Consider the following 16,217-nt stretch of genomic DNA (forward strand, 5'->3'; position numbering starts at 1 on the left):
TCAGCGCCGGGCGGACTCCAGCTCGGCGCGCATCACCTCTCCCAGCGTGTGGACGAAGCCGCGGATGTAGTCCACCTTGCCCCGGCGCGAGGCCAGGAAGGGGTCCATCACCGTGCAACGCAACACGGCCACCCCTCCCGCCCGGTCGTAGTCCTTGGGGGTGAAGCCAAGCCCCTCCACCGTGGGCAACGCCGCCCGCCCGTACTCATGGGCCCGCAGCACCGTCTTCGTCACGTAGTAGTCCGGGCGCTTCAGCGCGCCCGGGCCGACGCTCAGTGCCCGGTAGAGGCGGTCCATGAAGTCATTGGTCCGCTCCAGTGTCTCCAGCGAGGGGTGCCCCACCGCGAAGCAGACGATGTTCAGGTCCGAGGCCGGCAGCGGCACCACCTTGAAGGGCGCCCAGTCCCCGCTGGCGATGCGCCGGTAGAGCGCCATGGCCCCCTTGGCCGTCTCGCCCACCAGCCGCCCGTACCCGCTGGCGTTGAGCGGCAGCACCTTGTGGCTCATCCACACACCCGCCGCCGCCGCTCCGGGCTTGGAGCCCTCGAAGATGGAGCGGCCCAGGTAGGCGCTCTCGTCGCCTCCCGCGTGGAAGAGGTATGGCGCCTCCACCGACACCAGATCCCTCACCCGCTTGTCCCGGAAGGTGATGCTGCCCGCCGGGTAGGGCATGTAACCCAGCTTGTGCGGATCGATCGTCACCGAGTCCGTCCGCTCCAGCGCGCACAGGGCCCGGTACACGCCCTCCGAGGGCCAGGACTCCGGTGCGTAGTCCGCGAGCGTCTCCTCATAGGTGCGGCGCTCGCCCCCAGGCCCCCGGGTGATGGAGGCCGCATAGCCGCCCCAGGCCGCGTCCGCGTGCAGGTGGAACGCCAGTCCCAGCGTCCGCCCCAGCCGCTCCCGCAGGTCCGCGAGCAGATCCAACCGGTCCACCGCGCTCTCCTCGGTGGAGCCCATCACCGCCACGCAGGCGATGACCGGCTGCTGGCGCACCGCCAGCGTGCGCAGCGTGTCCTCGAGCGCCGCGGGGGACATGCGGAAGTGCGTGTCCACCGGCACGTGGATGAGCTGCCGGGCACCGATGCCCAGGGCCCGGCACGTCTTCTCCCACGAGTAGTGCGCCGTGGACGGCACCAGCACCACGCCGGGTGGCAGCGCGTCCTTGAACTCGGAGGCCAGCCGCAGGCCGAACTCCTGGTAGCCCAGCCCCGCCAGCGAGTGGCGCGTCACCCACTCCATCGCGAGGCGCGCGTCCCCCAGGCGGGCGCGGAAGCGGTCCAGCGCATCCAGCGCGGCCTCGGGCGTCACGTTGAGGAGCTGCCACAGGCTCAGCTCGCGCAGGGTGGTCTCGTGGCCATCCGGCAGCCGGACCTCCAGCCCCTTCACACCGGCCTCCTCCGCGGCGTGCCGCAGCGCCACGGGGAGGTACTTCACGTTGCGCGCGACCCAGAGGGCCTCGAAGTTGGCCACCGTGCCGCCCGAGGTCAGGTGCCCCCACTGCCGCTCCGGCGCGTAGCCCACCATCCGAGCGAGCTGCTCGGCCACCTCGAATTCCAGCCGCGTGGTGACGGGCGAGGCCTCCGCCGACACGTTGTTGGGGTTGTAGAGCATCGTGGCGAAGTAGCCGATGAGGCTCGCCATGGTGAGGTCCGAGCACATGTGCCCGATGTAGCGGGGGCTGAAGGAAGGCACGCCTCCCTTGAGCTGGCCCAGCAGCCCCATCAGCTCCTGCGACAGCACGGAGAGGGAGGCCTCGTAGCCGGGCGCGCGCTTCTCCGCTTCTTGAATCAAGAAGCCGTCCTCGGGGTGGAGGTTGCGGCGCCAGAAGACGTGGTCGCGGAAGGCCTCGAGCAACAGGCGCTCGAAGGTGTCGGCGTTCTCCCCCTTGGGTCCCAGGAAGATGGAGCCGAGATCGAGAGGAGCGGTGGGGAGGGTGTCCGGGCGGGGGTGCGTGCGCATGAGGAGTCCGTGTGCGGCTCGGGCCTCTGCAAGCAATGCGCCCCGGCACTCCCCCAGGGAGCGGGTGGCAAATGCTGCGCGGCGGGGGGAGGAAGCCGCAAATGCTGCGCCTGACACGGCGCGGTGATGGACGTGCTCACGAGGAGACAAGGCCATCCGGCTGCTGGCCTCGCGGTTGCACAGCAGCGCGGGGGTGAGGCTCACGTCGTGGGGGCGCGAGCGTCCCAGGCCGAGGTCACCGTTCCTCCGGTGGCCTCGGCCCTTTATTTTCCGCGCCCGCATGCCGCCGGGCGGACAGGTCCGTGCGTGATCCGTTCTCCAATGGGCAGCGCCAATGCGGGCGCTACGTGAAGCGCTCGCATCCCTGGGTCCCGATGCCTACCCCACTGGGCCCCAGGAGGAATGGATTTGAGCAAGAAGACCCCGGAGACGGTGAGCATCAACGAGCGCAGCAAGGACATGCAGCTGGACAAGAACCGCTCGGATCCCACGGGCCAGCGGATGACGACGGGCCAGGGCGTTCCCGTCGAGGACACGGACAACTCGCTGCGGGTGGGCGCGCGGGGTCCCACGCTGCTCGAGGACTTCCACCTCCGTGAGAAGATCATGCGCTTCGACCACGAGCGCATCCCCGAGCGCGTGGTGCACGCGCGAGGCTCGGCGGCACACGGCTACTTCCAGGTCTACGAGTCGCTGGCCGAGTACACCAAGGCCAAGGTCTTCCAGGATCCGTCCAAGAAGACGCCCGTCTTCGTGCGCTTCTCCACCGTGGCGGGCTCGCGCGGTTCGGCGGACACGGCGCGTGACGTGCGCGGCTTTGCCGTGAAGTTCTACACGGAGGAGGGCAACTGGGACCTGGTGGGCAACAACATCCCCGTCTTCTTCATCCAGGACGGCATCAAGTTCCCGGACGTCGTCCACGCGGCCAAGCCCGAGCCGCACCACGAGATGCCCCAGGCCGCCACCGCGCACGACTCCTTCTGGGACTTCGTGTCGCTCGTGCCGGAGTCGGCGCACATGATCATGTGGATCATGTCCGACCGGGCGATTCCCCGCAGCTTCCGCATGATGGAGGGCTTCGGGGTTCACACCTTCCGCCTGGTCAACGCCAAGGGCGTGTCGCGCTTCGTGAAGTTCCACTGGAAGCCGCTGCTCGGCGTGCATTCGCTCGTGTGGGACGAGAGCCAGAAGCTCGCGGGCAAGGACCCGGACTTCCACCGCCGCGATCTCTGGGAGGCCATCGAGAAGGGCAACTTCCCCGAGTGGGAGCTCGGCCTGCAGATCATCGAGGAGAAGGACGCGGAGAAGCTGGGCATCGAGCTGCTGGACGCGACGAAGATCATCCCCGAGGAGCTCGTCCCCGTGCGCCGCGTGGGCAAGCTGGTGCTCAACCGCAACCCGACGAACTTCTTCGCGGAGACGGAGCAGGTGGCGTTCTGCACCGCGCACGTCGTGCCGGGCATCGACTTCACGGACGATCCGCTCCTGCAGGCGCGCAACTTCTCGTACCTGGACACGCAGCTCACGCGGCTGGGCGGACCGAACTTCACGGAGATCCCCATCAACCGTCCCATCGCGCCGGTCCACAACTTCCACCAGGACGGCTTCCACCGGCAGACCATCGACGCGGGGCGGGTCAACTACTTCCCCAACTCGCTGGGCGGCGGCTGCCCCTTCATGGCCGCCGCGGAGCAGGGCGGCTACCGGCACTTCCCGGAGAAGGTGGAGGGCGAGAAGGTGCGCAAGCGCGCGGAGAGCTTCCAGGACCACTTCAGCCAGGCGAGCCTGTTCTTCCGCAGCATGTCCAAGCCCGAGCGCGAGCACATCATCATGGCCCTCCAGTTCGAGCTGGGAAAGGTCGAGCGTGAGGAGGTACGCAAGCGCGTCGTCGAGCAGATCCTCGTGAAGATCGACGCGGAGCTCGCCACGGAGGTGGCGCAGGGGCTGGGGATGGCCGTGCCCACGATGACCGCGGTGAAGGGCAAGCTCGAGAAGGTCGCCGACACCCTGGGGCTGCCCGTGGTCGACAAGTCACCCGCGCTGAGCATGGAGAACCAGAAGAAGGACTCCATCAAGACGCGGTGCATCGGCGTGCTCGTGGCGGACGGCTTCGACGCCGCGGATCTCCAGTCCACGAAGGCGGCCATCGAGCAGGCGGGCGCCGAGCTGGTGCTCATCTCCAGGCGCCTGGGCACGGTGAAGGGCTCGGACGGGAAGGCGGTAAAGGTCGACAAGAGCGCGCTCACCACGGGCTCGTTCGAGTACGACGCCGTCTTCGTGCCCGGGGGCGCCGCGAGCGTGGCGGTGCTCAAGAAGGATGGAGACTCGGTGCACTTCATCCAGGAGGCCTACCGGCACTGCAAGGCCATCGGGGTGACGAAGGAGGCCGCCGAGCTGTTGGAGGCGGGAGGCATCTCCACCCCGGCCCTGGGCGTCGTCGTGGGCGCGGCGGACGGCCAGGACTTCCCCACGAAGTTCATCGCCGCCATCGCGCAGCACCGGCACTGGGCCCGTCACGACAAGGATGTCGTCTCGGGCTGAGCCCCGGAGCCGGCGCTCAGCCTTCCAGGCGCCGGTGCATCCGCAGCAGCGCGTAGGCCGAGAGGGTCGAGGCATCCTTGATGCGGCCCTCTCGGACGAGCGCCTCGAAGCGCTCGACCGTCACCCGGGTGCACACCAGATCTCCCTCCTCGGGAGACAGCTGCTGCGGTCCCATGGACAGTTCCTCCGCGAGGAACACGTGCATGCCCTGGTTGGAGTAGCCATAGGCGCTGAAGAGGTGGCCGAGGTACGTCATGCGCCCGGCCACCAACCCGGTCTCCTCCTGGAGCTCACCGGCGGCCACGGACTCGGGCGGCGCGTCCGCCCGGGTCTCCCAGGAGCCCTGGGGGAACTCCAGGTAGCGGCCCTGGACCGGATAGCGGTATTGCTCCACGAGATGGAATGCGCCGTCCTCGTACGGGATGATGAGCGAGAAGTCCGGCTTGCAGACAACACCGTAGATGCCGCTGGAGCCATCCGGCCTGCGGATGGAGTCCTCGCGCACCGTCATCCAGCGGTTGCGGTACACCTCCCTGGAAGAGAGCTTCTCGATCGTCATGGGCGGGACTCCGGCGTTGGTGGGGGAGCCACGGACGGCGCGGCCGCGGGCCCCGCGGAAGGAGCTCCGCCTTCGACGCGCGGCCACCCGTCGCGCCACGTCAGCCGGTCCATCAGCATCGGGCGGCGCACCGACCGGTCGCCGCTGATGACGGCCTCGACGTAGGGCCGTCTGACATCGATGGCGTGGTAGGCGATCCAGTCCTGCCCCGCGCGGTCGGTGACAACCGAGTTGTGGCCCGGCGCGATCCACGCGTCGCTCCGGCGGAGGATGGCGCTGTCGGGCGCGCCCGTCGCCTGCGCCAGCGTCTCGAAGGGGCCGGTGGCGCTGCGGGAGCGAGCGACCATCGTGGCGTACCTGATCTCTTGCAGCGGGCCGTGGCAGCAGTTCTCGCCCGAGTAGAAGAGGTAGTAGTAGCCCTCGCGGTAGACGACCCACGCACCCTCGATCAGGGTCTGGAAGGGGATGCTCTTGTCTGCCTTCACCAGCTCGATCGGCGCACTCCCCTTCTTGAAGCTCAGCCCGTCCGCCGCCAGCTCTTGCACGCGGATGGGCTGGAAGCCCGAGCCCCAATAGAGGTACTTCCTCCCCGTGCTCGGATCGTCGAAGGCCATCGGGTCGATGTTGACGAAGGAAAGGCCGCACGTCAGAGGACGCCCGCTGTCGCGGAACGGGCCTTCGGGCCGGGACGACGTGGCAACGCCCAGGCAGAAGACGTCCTCCTTGCTGTCCGTCGCGCCCCGCTCCTTCTTGAATCGAGCCGCGCGGTCTGGGTCGAGCCCGGCCGAGAAGTACAGGGAGAAGGTGCGGCCGCGGCGGTGGACGTCCGGCGCCCAGAAGAGCTGGGTTTGCGAGGCCCAGGCGGGCTTCACGGGCAGCACGTCGCCCACGCGCTCCCAGCGCACGAGGTCGCACGAGCGGGCGGCCTGGATGTTCTGCACCCGGCCGGCGACGTCCCCTTGCGTGGCATAGGCGTAGAACCACCCGCCGCCAGCATCGATGACCGTGGGGTCCGGGAAGTCTTCATCGAAGACAGGGTTGGTGTAGGAGGCAGCGGCGCCCTCCCCGCCCGCGCGTTGTGGCGCGACGGCCGTGAGCGCCGCACAGAGCACGGTGATCGGCAGAAGTCTCATCCGGATTCCTCGAGCGTGACGCTGAGCGGGGACCGCGCGCGTCAGACGACGCTCGCCCCGTCCGCGGCCTGGCACACGTAGCACTGCGGCGTGTTCCGCGTGGCCTGCTGGTACTTCTCGTTGATGCGCTGGACGAACGCCTCGGACTGCTCGGGCGAGACCAGGGCCACCGCGCAGCCGCCGAAGCCTGCGCCCGTCATGCGGGCCCCGAAACAGCCCGGCTGCGCCCGCGCCAACGTCACGATGGTGTTGAGCGCGTCGTTGGTGACCTCGAAGTCGTCGCGCAGGCTGTCGTGGCTGGCATCCATCAACCGGCCCAGCCGCGTGAGGTCACCGGCCCGCATGGCCTCGGCGGCCTGCACGGTGCGATCGTTCTCGGTGATGACGTGCCGCGCGCGGCGGCGCACCAACGGGTCGAGCTCGTTCTGGCGTGCCGAGAAGGTCCGCGCGTCGACGTCGCGGAGCGCCTTGACGCCGAAGAATCGCGCGGCCTCCTCGCACTGGCTGCGGCGCTCGTTGTAGGCCGAGTCCACCAGCCCGCGGCGGGTCCCCGTATCGAGCACGACCACCACGGCGCCCGCGGGGAGGGGCACGGGCTGAAGCTCCAGGCTGCGGCAGTCGATGAGCAGCGCATGGTTCTCGCGGCCCCCCGCGACGATCATCTGATCCATGATCCCCGAGTTGACGCCGATCCACTTGTTCTCGACCCGCTGACCGAGCAGTGCCATCTCGGACGGCTTCCACGGCAGCCCGCTCACGGTGGCGAAGGCGCGCTGCACGGCCAGCTCCACGGCGGCGGAGGAGGACAGGCCCGCGCCGCGCGGCACCTCCCCACTCATCACTCCCTCCCAGCCCGCGAGGGTGTGACCGGCCTCCTGCAGCGCCCAGGCGACCCCCTTCACGTACTCCGCCCAGTCCTTGCCGGAGTGAGAGATCTGCCCGAGCTCGAAGGACAGGGGCGCGCCGTAGTCAAGCGAGTGGACGACGACGCGGCGGTCATCGCGCGGGCGCAGCGCGATCCACACCTCGCGATTGATGGCGATGGGGAGCACGAAGCCGTCGTTGTAATCGGTGTGCTCACCGATGAGGTTGACCCGGCCTGGAGCCCGGACGACCGTGGCGGGGGCTGCGCCGAAGCGCTTGCGGAAATCCTGCTCGACCTGTTCGCGGAGCGTCATCGTTTCACCGGAGGGAGAAGGGCTGGGTTCACACAGCCGAGACGGAAAAGCTGTAGACGGAGCGCGAGCGGTAGTGCTCGCCGGGGCGCAGAATCGTCGAGGGGAAGCCGAGCTGGTTCGGCGAGTCCGGCAGGTGCTGGGTCTCCATCGCGAAGCCGTAGCGGTGGTGGTAGACCGCGCCCTTCTTCCCCTTCAGCGTGCCGTCGAGGAAGTTGCCGGAGTAGAACTGCATGCCCGGCTCGGTGGTGTGGATCTCCATCACGCGGCCGGAGGTGGGCTCCAGGACGTGCGCGGCCAGCGTCAGCTCGCTGGCCCCACTCTTGTTGAGCACGACGCTGTGGTCATAACCCTGCCCGTTGCGGAGCTGCTCGTCGTCCTGGCGGATGCGCGCACCAATGGACGTGGGCCGCCTGAAGTCGAACGGCGTGCCCGTGACGTCGCGGAGGTCGCCAAGAGGGATGGACGTCGGATCGATCGGGACGAAGCGGTCCGCGTTGAGCGTGACGACATGGCCCAGGATGTCGCCCTTCCCGTCGCCAGCCAGGTTGAAATAGCTGTGTTGCGTGAGATTGACCGGCGTCGCCTTGTCGGTGGTGGCGTGGTAGTCGAAGACGAGCGCGTTATCGCCGGTGAGCGTATAGGTGACCCTCGCGGTCAAGGTCCCCGGGTAGCCCTCCTCGCCGTCGGGGCTGACGTAGGTGAAGACGAGGCCCATGCCCTGGGCGTTCTCGAACGGCTCCGCGGTCCACACCACCTTGTCGAAACCCTTGAGACCGCCGTGCAGGTGGTTCACGCCGTTGTTCGTCGCCAGGGTGTATTGCTGGCCATCGAGCGTGAACCGGCCCCGGGCGATACGGTTGCCGTAACGGCCAATGAGTGCACCGAAATAGGGGGACTCCGCCAGGTAGCCCGCCAACGAGTCATAGCCCAGCACCACGTCGTCGAAGCGGCCGTGCCGGTCCGGCACGCGCAGGCTGAGGATGATTCCACCGTAGTTGGTGACCCGCGCCTCTACTCCGCTCTTGTTGGTGAGGGTGTAGACATCGACGGGCTGTCCTCCTGGGGCCGTACCGAAGGGGGTCCGTTCCACGACGCCTCCTGAGACGAAGATGAATGCGCGCGGCCTGTCGCGCGCCGTTGCTGAGCCAACCGCGAACCGTCAGCCTCCGGCCCAGGCATGCAAGCGCCCGCTTCATACCACGCTGGGCGTGAAGCTTCAGCGGGAACCACGGCGCCACGCCACGGGCTCACCCCAGCGCTGGCGGACCAACTCCAGTGTCCAGGGGTTCTCGGGCACCTGATGAATGGACGATGTATTGTTGGTGGATAATGGCGAGCGCCTCGGTGGCCCGGCGCCGCGGGGACAGAAGCCGAGGCGGCATCCGTGCCTGAAGGCAGGCTAGGATTTGGGCTCCCATGCTTCCTGACTCAAAGGCCTCGTCCGGTGCTCCGCGCGAGGGCACGTGTGCTGTCTGTGGCGGCGCCCTGACCTCCGAGCGATGTGAGGGCTGTGGAAGCCCGGTGGCACCGGGCGGCTTCCGTGTCCTGAGCCGCATCGCCATGTCCATGCACGCCCGCGTCTATCTCGCGGAGGGGCCCGAGGGGACCCGGGTGGCGCTCAAGGAACTGGTCTTCCGGCTGGCCCCTGACACCCAGCGGCTCGAGGCCTTCCGCCGCGAGGGCGAGCTGCTCGCGCAACTGTCGCATCCCCGCATCCCGCGCTTCCTCGCCAGCTTCACCGAGGGCAGTGGCCCGCAGACCCGGCTCTACCTCGCACAGGAGTTCATCGAGGGACCCTCGCTGCTCAAGCGGCTCCAGCTCCACCGCTTCACCGAGGACGAGGTGAGCGAGGTGGGCGCGCAGGTACTGGAAGTCCTGGTCTACCTGCACGGACTGTCCCCGCGCATCCTCCACCGTGACATCAAGCCCGCCAACCTCCTGGTGCGTCCGGACGGCTCGATCTGCCTCGTCGACTTCGGCACCGCCCGCGACGTGACCCGGGGCGGGACCGTCAACTCCACGCTCGTGGGGACCTTCGGCTACATGGCGCCCGAGCAGCTCGGCGGCACGGTCTCGGAGGCCAGCGATCTGTACTCCGTCGGCGCGACGCTCCTCCACCTCCTGTCACGCCGCTCCCCGTCGGAGCTCCTGCGTGGCAAGGGGCTTCAGCTCGAGGTGGGCGAGAAGCTCAACGCCTCCCCTGGCTTCAGGTCCTTCCTCCAGCGGCTGCTCGCTCCGAATCCCGCTGACCGCTTCCCCACGGCGGCCGAGGCGCTGCGTGCGCTCGAGGCCCTCCAGCGTGGCGAGCCGCCCGCCGAGCCGGCTCCAGCCGGGTACTGGAAGCCCCTCGCGCTGGGCTCGATGGGGCTCTCGGCCGTGCTGCTCGCGGCGCTGCTGTGGCCCAGGCCTCCCCCACCCGAGCCGCCACCCCGGATCGTCGAGGTGATCAAGGAAGTCCCCGTCGCCGCCCCACCTCCCCCTCCACGCGGCATGGAGGTCCTCGTCGAGCCCTTCAATCCCCAGGTGGTCACCAGACTGAGCTCGCTCGGGGGCTGCTTCAAGGACACGGAGCTGCGCGTCACCCGCGTCTCCGTCACGCGCCATCCGCAGGAGCTCCTGCCGAAGCTGCGCTTCGAACTGGTCTTCACCAACAACAGCCCGACGCAGCTCTGCCAGTGGGCGCCCTTCTTCCGGCTGGTGGACGACGAGGGCACGCTCATCGACCCGAAGCTGGAGGAGAAGGTGGTCCTGCCGCTCAGCTCGCAGGTGCAGGAGATGACGAGGGAGCTCTCCGATGCGCAGGGCGCTTTCACGGTGCGTCTCGGACTGGTGCAGGCTCCCGACGCGGTCTACCGCATCGACCTGCGGACCCAACGCGCCACCAGGGAGCAGTGAGCCATGCGACGCACGATGCGATGGCTGCCCCTGCTCACGGCTTGGCTCGCCGGGACGGAGGGACTCGCCCAGGAGTCCGTGAAGTCCACCATCGACCCTTCCCCGGCCTGCCCCTGGCTCGAGCGCGCCGACAACTGCTGGGCGCAGGCGCTCTCCGAGTTCGAGCAGTGTGCGCCTCCCCAGGGTGTACGCGGGACGCTCTACGTCGACGGCATCTGCCGCTACTACGATGGCACCTTCCTGCGCAGCGAGGTGCTCTGGGATCCGCCTTCCAGCACGCCCCAGGAGTTCCGCGCCTACGAGCTGAAGTTCGAGCTCCACAAGGTGGGCAAGCCCTGCTTCTCGTTCCGCCGCAAGCTCGTCACGGGTGGAACCGTGGACCTCGGTGCGAAGCCCTGGCCAAAGGAGATCGAGACGGAGATCGTGACGCGGCACGGCACGGTCCGCTACGTCCAGAGCTGGGATGTGGATCGCCAGCTAGCGCTCTGGGAGGAGTACCAGCGTGCACGGCACCCCCAGGGAACCGAGGTGCTGCCGATCAAGCCCGTGAAGTGTGAGCCCGGAATGGTCTGCTTCCAGAGCAACAAGCCCCCAGACCTCCGGCCCAAACCGTTGGACACGTATGCCTTTGGCGAGAAGTCCGTGGGCTTCCTGACCTGCCCGGATCGCTCGATGGTCATCGTGGGGTTCAAGGAGTCCACGCAGTGTGACACCGCCATGCCTTTGCGGAGACTCCGCGCGGTGCCTGATGGGCATACGCTCGAGTTCGCCTTCATGCAGCCGCAGTGGACGAAGAAGTCGATCGCCTGCGGACAGCACAATCCCAGCAGTAAGGGTGCGCCCATCTACTTCGAGCAGCAGTACTACTTCGAAGCCCCGGTACCGGCCATTCCCCCTCGCGAGGCCGGGCCGGTTCCCGACCGGCTGCAGCTCGACATCCCCTCGCCCCCATGACCGCCACCCCCTCCAGCTTCGACGCTCGCCGATGTATCGCCTGTGAGGCCATGCTCTCCGGGCCACGCTGTGACGCCTGCGGCGCCGCGGCGCTCGTGCGCGGCTACCGTGTCCTGCGGGTGATTGCCCAGGGCGAGCTGGGGCGCCTCTACCTGGCCGAGGATGCGCGTGGGCAACGGGTCGCGCTCAAGGAGCTCGTGCTGCTCTCGGCGCCAGAGGTCCATCACCTGGAGGCCTTCGAGCGGGAGGCGAAGGTGCTCGCCCGGCTGTCACACCCGCGCGTGCCGCGGCTGCTCGAGAGCTTCAAGGAGGGCGAGGGCACGCAGACGCGGCTCTACCTGGCGCAGGAGTTCATCGAGGGCGAGTCATTGCTCTCACGGCTCGCGGTGCACCGCTACTCCGAGGCGGAGGCCCGAGACCTCGCGCGCAAGCTCCTCTCGGTCCTGCTGCAGCTCCACGCCCATGTCCCGAGGATCATCCACCGCGACATCAAACCCGCGAACCTCATCCTGCGGCCCGATGGCGCCCTCTTCCTGGTGGACCTCGGTTCGGCACGCGAGCTGGCCACCGGCGATGCCCGTGGGGCGACGATGACCGGCACCTACGGCTACGCGCCTCTCGAACAGCTCGCGGGTCACGTCACCGAGTGGAGCGACCTGCATGCGGTGGGCGCGACGCTCATCCACCTGCTGACGCGGCAGCCCCCGTGGGAGCTCATCCAGGAAGGAAAGGGCCTGGTCCCCGGCCGGCGCCTGGATGTGACCGAAGGGTTCCGGCAGTTCATCGGCCGGCTCGTCGACACCGATGAGACCCGGCGCTTCGCGACCGCACGCGATGCGCTGCGAGCGCTCGACCAGCTCGATTCCCCGGCCGCCGGGCGCCAGGCTCCGGTCGCGCGCGAGGAGCGGGAGGCGAAGCGCTGGCCCCGGGCCCTGCTCGTCCTGCCGCTCCTGGGCGCGGCCATCTGGGCCCTCCTTCCCCGGCCCGATGAAGTGAGCGAGCCGCCCACCGCGGCTCCACCTGTCATCGCCCCCCCTCCGCGGAGCACGGAGGAGCCACCCAAGCCCCCCGGGGGCCTCAGCGTACAGACCGGCGAGCCGCGGGAGCAGACCGGCGAGGAGCCAGGCGTTCCCATCCACCTCGCGGTGAATGAGCGCGTAGAGCTCGAGTCGGTGTCCAGCCCGGTCCTGACCTTCAGGCTCGAGCGGGTGTCCCTCAGTGGCGCCAGGGGCCAACAGCGAGAGCTGCGCCTGGAGGGCTACTGTGAAGAGCAGGGAACCCGCAAGCGCTGCCCCCGGATGACGTGGCTACATCTCAGCGACGAAGAGGGCCATGCGACGAAGAGCACCGCCACGAATGAGACCCACATCGAGAGCGCGCCGAGCTTCAGTTTCACCGCTTCGGTTCGAGCCTCCTCTCGCCGCCTCCTGATCACGGTGGGTAACCCGAAGGGCCCCGACGCGAGATGGACCTTCGACGCCGAGGCTCAACGGTTGGACGTGGCGCACTGAGCGGGCACGGAGCTGGGAAGACCAGCGGCTACGTGCCGTGCAACTCTCCGGGGAGCCGCCGCGTCAGCAGCTTCTGCATCAGCACGAACGCGAGCAACAACAGCCCGATGGCCACGCGGGTCAGCCCGGAGCTCATCATGCCCTCGTACGTGGTGATGCAGGTGAGGATGAGCCCGAGCATCAGCACGCCGATCAGCGTGCCGATGACGGAGCCGACGCCCCCCGCGAGCAGCGTGCCGCCCACCACCACCGCCGCGATGGCGTCGAGCTCCATGCCGACACCTTCCAGGTGATTGCCGCTCGAGAGGTACAAGGTGAGCACCGCGCCCGCGAAGGACGCGCAGAAGCCGCTGACCGCGTACACGGCCACCTTGGTGCTCTTGATGGGCAGGCCCATCAGCAGCGCGGCCTCCTCGCTCCCGCCCAGGGCGTAGACGTTGCGGCCGAAGGGCGTCTGCGACGCGACGTACCAGCCGATGACCACCATCGCGAGGAACAGGAGCGCGGTCATCGGCAGCGGCCCCAGGCGCGTGCTCGCCAAGGCGGTGTGCCGCGCGTCCACGATGGCCACCGACTCCAGGTGGATGAGGAACGCGAGCCCGCGCACGAAGAACATGCCAGCGAGCGTGACGATGAAGGGCTTGATGCCCGTCGTGTGGATGATCAGCCCCATCACCGCGCCCATCGCCGTTCCGCACGCGAGCGACACCGCGATGGCCGCCAGCGGGTGCAGGTGCGAGTTCATGATGAGCACGCCGATGATGACGCTCGAGAACGACATCATCGCCCCGACGGAGAGATCGATTCCCCCCGAGAGGATGACGAACGTCATGCCGACCGCCACGATGCCCAGCACCGCGTTGCCGGAGAGGAAGTTGGTGAACACCGCACCGGAGAAGAAGCCGTCATACCGGGCGGCCGCCAGGGCGTAGAGCGCCAGGTAGACGCCGGCCGATGCGAAGACGGTGACGTGCTTGCGGAGATAGTTCTTCATGCGCCTGTCGCGGGACGGAGTCGCTGGAGCAAGTGCTCGAAGGCGGCGGTCTGCACGAAGCAGACAGCCAGCGCGACGATGGCCTTGATGATCAGGGTGTGCTCGGTGATGACGCCCTTCATCTGGAGCATCGTCGTCAGGGTCTGGATGAAGAGCGCCCCGATGAGCGAGCCGACGAGGTTGGCGCGTCCACCGGTGAGGCTGGTGCCGCCGAGGACGACCGCCAGGATGGCGTCGAGCTCCAGATAGAGGCCGGCGTTCGCCACGTCGGCCTCCTTGATGTCGGCCGCGGCGATGAGGCCGGCCACCGCGGCGCAGAGCGCGCACGCCATGTAGACGACCACGCGGATGGCATCGACACGGAGGCCGGAGAGCCGGGCCGTCTTCGGGTTGCCGCCGATCGCCTCCACGTACAGGCCCAGCACCGTCCTGCGCAGCGCCAGCCCCACCAGCAGGGCCACCGCCGCGACGATGAACATCGGCACCGGCAGGCCCAGCAGCGTCCCATTGCCGAGATACTCGAAGGCCGGGCTCTCGAAACGGACCTTCTGGTCCTGGGTGAGGGTCTGCGCCAGCCCGCGTCCGGTGACCAGCATCACCAGCGTGACGATGATCGGCTGGACGCCGCCGTAGGTGACGAGCGCCCCGTTGATGCCTCCGGCCAGCAGCCCCACCAGCAGCGCGGCGCCGAGCGCGAGGGCAGCGGGCTGCGCATGCTCGGTGATGAGCAGCGCCGCCACCGCGCCCGCCAGCGCCATCACCGAGCCGACCGACAGGTCGATGCCGCCCAGCGCAATCACCAGCGTCATGCCCGTGGCCAGCAGCATGACCGGCGCGCCGTTCTGGAACAGATCCACGAGCGTGCCGAAGAGCCGGCCGTCGCGCAGCTCCATGTGCGCGAAGCCGGGCGTGAACAGGAGATTGAAGACCAGCAGCACCGCGAGGCCCACCAGGGGCCAGAAATTCCTGGACTTCATGCCGCTCCTCGCCGCTCGTCGTCGGGCGTCTTCTCGCCGGCGATCACCTTCATGATCTCCGGCAGCGCCAGCCCGGTGTACTCACCGACCATCTTGCGGTCACGGAAGATGGCCACGCGGTGCGACAGCCGCGCCACCTCTTCCAGCGCGGCCGAGATGAAGATGACGGAGAGGCCCTGGAAGGCCAGCTCGTCGATGACGCGCTCGATCTCCGCCTTGGCGCCCACGTCGATGCCGCGCGTGGGCTCGTCGAGGATCAGCAGGCGGGGCCGGGCCGCGAGCCACCGGGCCAGGATGACCTTCTGCTGGTTGCCGCCGCTGAGCAACCGGATGGGCTGCTCGATGGACGGCGTCTTGATGCCGAGCTTCTCCACGTACTCCCGGGCGATCCGCTCCTGCTGCGCGCGGGAGACGAAGATGCCCAGCCGCTGCTGGATGACGAGCGCGATGTTCTCGCGGATGGACATGTCGGGGACGATGCCGTCGAGCTTCCGGTCCTCGGGGCACAGGCCCATCCCCAGGGCGATCGCCTGGCGCGGGCTGCGCAGGGAGACACCGTTGACGGTGCCGGTCTTCGCCGCGTCCGCGCCGAAGAGCAGGCGGGCCGCCTCGGTGCGCCCCGAGCCGAGCAGGCCCGCGAACCCGACCACCTCGCCCGCGCGCATGTTCAGGTCGAACGGCTCCAGGCCGCGGCGGGACAGTCCCTTGGCATCGAGCACCGGCTCGCCCATCATCTCCCCGGGAAGGGTGCCCGGCTTGGGCTCCTCGGGCGTGCGCCCGAGCATGTGCGCCACCAGGTCCAGCCGCGACAGCTTGGAGGCCTCGTAGGTGCCCACCAGCGCGCCATTGCGCAGGATGGTGACGCGATCGCTGACCCGGTACACCTGCTCCAGGAAGTGCGTCACGAAGATGATGCCCAGCCCCCGCGCCTTCAGCCGATCGATGATGCCAAAGAGCACCTCGCACTCGTGGGCATCGAGGCTCGAGGTGGGCTCGTCCATGATGATGAGCCGCGCGTCGGTATCGACGGCGCGGGCGATGGACACGAGCTGCTGGATGGCGGTAGACATGGACCCGAGCGGCTTGTCCACGTCGATGTCGAGATCGAACGTGGCCAGCACCTCGCGGGCCTTGCGGCGCACGGTGCGCCAGTCGATGCCATACCAACGCCGGGGGGCGCGGCCCAGGAAGAGGTTCTCCGCGACCGTGAGGGTCGGGATGAGGTTGACCTCCTGGTAGATGGTGCTGATGCCCCGGCGCTGGGCCTCCGCGGGGGACGAGGGCGTGAAGTCACGCCCCTCGAAGGTGATGCTCCCCTCGTCGCGCGGGTAGACGCCGGTCAGGACCTTGATCAGCGTCGACTTGCCGGCGCCGTTCTGTCCCATGAGCGCATGGACCTCTCCCGGGCGCACGTCGAAGTCCACCCCCGCGAGCGAGTGGACTCCCGGGAAGCGCTTGTGGATGCCTCGTGCGACGAGGAGCGGCTCGGTGCTCATGGGACGGGGGTGACCTCTTG

12 protein-coding genes are annotated in these 16,217 nt (G+C 68.8%); 4 read left to right on the plus strand and 8 right to left on the minus strand.

Annotated features, from left to right (window positions below; genetic code table 11):
- Positions 1–1,959: a pyridoxal phosphate-dependent decarboxylase family protein gene (locus tag NR798_RS33210; RefSeq protein WP_375766543.1), complete on the minus strand. Its 1,959-nt coding sequence runs from the start codon at positions 1,957–1,959 to the stop codon at positions 1–3.
- 459 nt (positions 1,960–2,418) lie between these two features.
- On the opposite strand from NR798_RS33210, the gene NR798_RS33215 reads away from it, so the two are divergent.
- On the plus strand, positions 2,419–4,500 hold the full coding sequence (locus NR798_RS33215) for a catalase (RefSeq protein WP_375773863.1): 2,082 nt from the start codon (positions 2,419–2,421) through the stop codon (positions 4,498–4,500).
- Positions 4,501–4,516: 16 nt separating this feature from the next.
- Here NR798_RS33215 and NR798_RS33220 read toward each other — a convergent pair whose 3' ends face one another.
- The 4 genes from NR798_RS33220 to NR798_RS33235 are packed head-to-tail and all read right to left on the minus strand — an operon-like array spanning position 4,517 to position 8,460.
- Entirely contained in the window at positions 4,517–5,059 is a 543-nt protein-coding gene (locus NR798_RS33220) for an NUDIX domain-containing protein (RefSeq protein WP_375766544.1), read from the minus strand.
- Positions 5,056–6,192, minus strand: coding sequence for a glycoside hydrolase family 43 protein (locus NR798_RS33225; RefSeq protein WP_375766545.1), 1,137 nt, complete (start codon positions 6,190–6,192; stop codon positions 5,056–5,058). Before NR798_RS33225 ends, NR798_RS33220 begins: the two co-directional genes overlap by 4 nt.
- 41 nt (positions 6,193–6,233) lie before the next feature.
- On the minus strand, positions 6,234–7,370 hold the full coding sequence (gene galK, locus NR798_RS33230) for a galactokinase (RefSeq protein WP_375766546.1): 1,137 nt from the start codon (positions 7,368–7,370) through the stop codon (positions 6,234–6,236).
- A 28-nt stretch (positions 7,371–7,398) separates the two neighbouring features.
- Complete coding sequence (locus NR798_RS33235) at positions 7,399–8,460, minus strand: aldose epimerase family protein (RefSeq protein ID WP_375766547.1); 1,062 nt, start codon at positions 8,458–8,460, stop codon at positions 7,399–7,401.
- A gap of 326 nt (positions 8,461–8,786) precedes the next feature.
- Between NR798_RS33235 and NR798_RS33240 the strand changes: the two genes are divergently transcribed.
- From NR798_RS33240 to NR798_RS33250, 3 genes are read left to right on the plus strand one after another with little or no spacing between them, the layout of a single operon-like run.
- On the plus strand, positions 8,787–10,265 hold the full coding sequence (locus NR798_RS33240; RefSeq protein WP_375766548.1) for a serine/threonine protein kinase: 1,479 nt from the start codon (positions 8,787–8,789) through the stop codon (positions 10,263–10,265).
- Positions 10,266–10,268: 3 nt separating this feature from the next.
- On the plus strand, positions 10,269–11,219 hold the full coding sequence (locus tag NR798_RS33245; protein WP_375766549.1) for a hypothetical protein: 951 nt from the start codon (positions 10,269–10,271) through the stop codon (positions 11,217–11,219).
- Positions 11,216–12,730 (plus strand): serine/threonine protein kinase, encoded by a 1,515-nt coding sequence (locus NR798_RS33250; protein WP_375766550.1) that lies wholly within the window; start codon positions 11,216–11,218, stop codon positions 12,728–12,730. The genes NR798_RS33245 and NR798_RS33250 overlap by 4 nt, the downstream gene beginning before the upstream one ends.
- Before the next feature lie 28 nt (positions 12,731–12,758).
- Here the strand turns inward: NR798_RS33250 and NR798_RS33255 are convergent, their stop codons facing one another.
- The 3 genes from NR798_RS33255 to NR798_RS33265 are packed head-to-tail and all read right to left on the minus strand — an operon-like array spanning position 12,759 to position 16,197.
- Positions 12,759–13,724: a sugar ABC transporter permease YjfF gene (locus NR798_RS33255; RefSeq protein WP_375766551.1), complete on the minus strand. Its 966-nt coding sequence runs from the start codon at positions 13,722–13,724 to the stop codon at positions 12,759–12,761.
- On the minus strand, positions 13,721–14,701 hold the full coding sequence (locus NR798_RS33260; protein ID WP_375766552.1) for an ABC transporter permease: 981 nt from the start codon (positions 14,699–14,701) through the stop codon (positions 13,721–13,723). The genes NR798_RS33255 and NR798_RS33260 overlap by 4 nt, the downstream gene beginning before the upstream one ends.
- A complete protein-coding gene (locus tag NR798_RS33265) occupies positions 14,698–16,197 on the minus strand; it encodes a sugar ABC transporter ATP-binding protein (RefSeq protein WP_375766553.1) in 1,500 nt (499 codons plus the stop codon). Before NR798_RS33265 ends, NR798_RS33260 begins: the two co-directional genes overlap by 4 nt.
- Positions 16,198–16,217 lie beyond the last annotated feature (20 nt).

The sequence above is a fragment of the Archangium gephyra genome (assembly GCF_042230915.1).
GTDB classification, from domain to species: Bacteria; Myxococcota; Myxococcia; order Myxococcales; family Myxococcaceae; genus Archangium; species Archangium gephyra_B.

What these genes read in the sequence shown, in the direction of transcription:
- NR798_RS33245 (WP_375766549.1), top strand. Translation starts at nt 10,269, where the DNA reads ATGCGACGCACGATGCGATGGCTGCCCCTGCTCACGGCTTGGCTCGCC.
- NR798_RS33225 (WP_375766545.1), bottom strand. Translation starts at nt 6,192, where the DNA reads ATGAGACTTCTGCCGATCACCGTGCTCTGTGCGGCGCTCACGGCCGTC.
- NR798_RS33210 (WP_375766543.1), bottom strand. Translation starts at nt 1,959, where the DNA reads ATGCGCACGCACCCCCGCCCGGACACCCTCCCCACCGCTCCTCTCGAT.
- NR798_RS33220 (WP_375766544.1), bottom strand. Translation starts at nt 5,059, where the DNA reads ATGACGATCGAGAAGCTCTCTTCCAGGGAGGTGTACCGCAACCGCTGG.
- NR798_RS33215 (WP_375773863.1), top strand. Translation starts at nt 2,419, where the DNA reads ATGCAGCTGGACAAGAACCGCTCGGATCCCACGGGCCAGCGGATGACG.
- NR798_RS33240 (WP_375766548.1), top strand. Translation starts at nt 8,787, where the DNA reads ATGCTTCCTGACTCAAAGGCCTCGTCCGGTGCTCCGCGCGAGGGCACG.
- NR798_RS33255 (WP_375766551.1), bottom strand. Translation starts at nt 13,724, where the DNA reads ATGAAGAACTATCTCCGCAAGCACGTCACCGTCTTCGCATCGGCCGGC.
- NR798_RS33265 (WP_375766553.1), bottom strand. Translation starts at nt 16,197, where the DNA reads ATGAGCACCGAGCCGCTCCTCGTCGCACGAGGCATCCACAAGCGCTTC.
- NR798_RS33260 (WP_375766552.1), bottom strand. Translation starts at nt 14,701, where the DNA reads ATGAAGTCCAGGAATTTCTGGCCCCTGGTGGGCCTCGCGGTGCTGCTG.
- galK (WP_375766546.1), bottom strand. Translation starts at nt 7,370, where the DNA reads ATGACGCTCCGCGAACAGGTCGAGCAGGATTTCCGCAAGCGCTTCGGC.
- NR798_RS33250 (WP_375766550.1), top strand. Translation starts at nt 11,216, where the DNA reads ATGACCGCCACCCCCTCCAGCTTCGACGCTCGCCGATGTATCGCCTGT.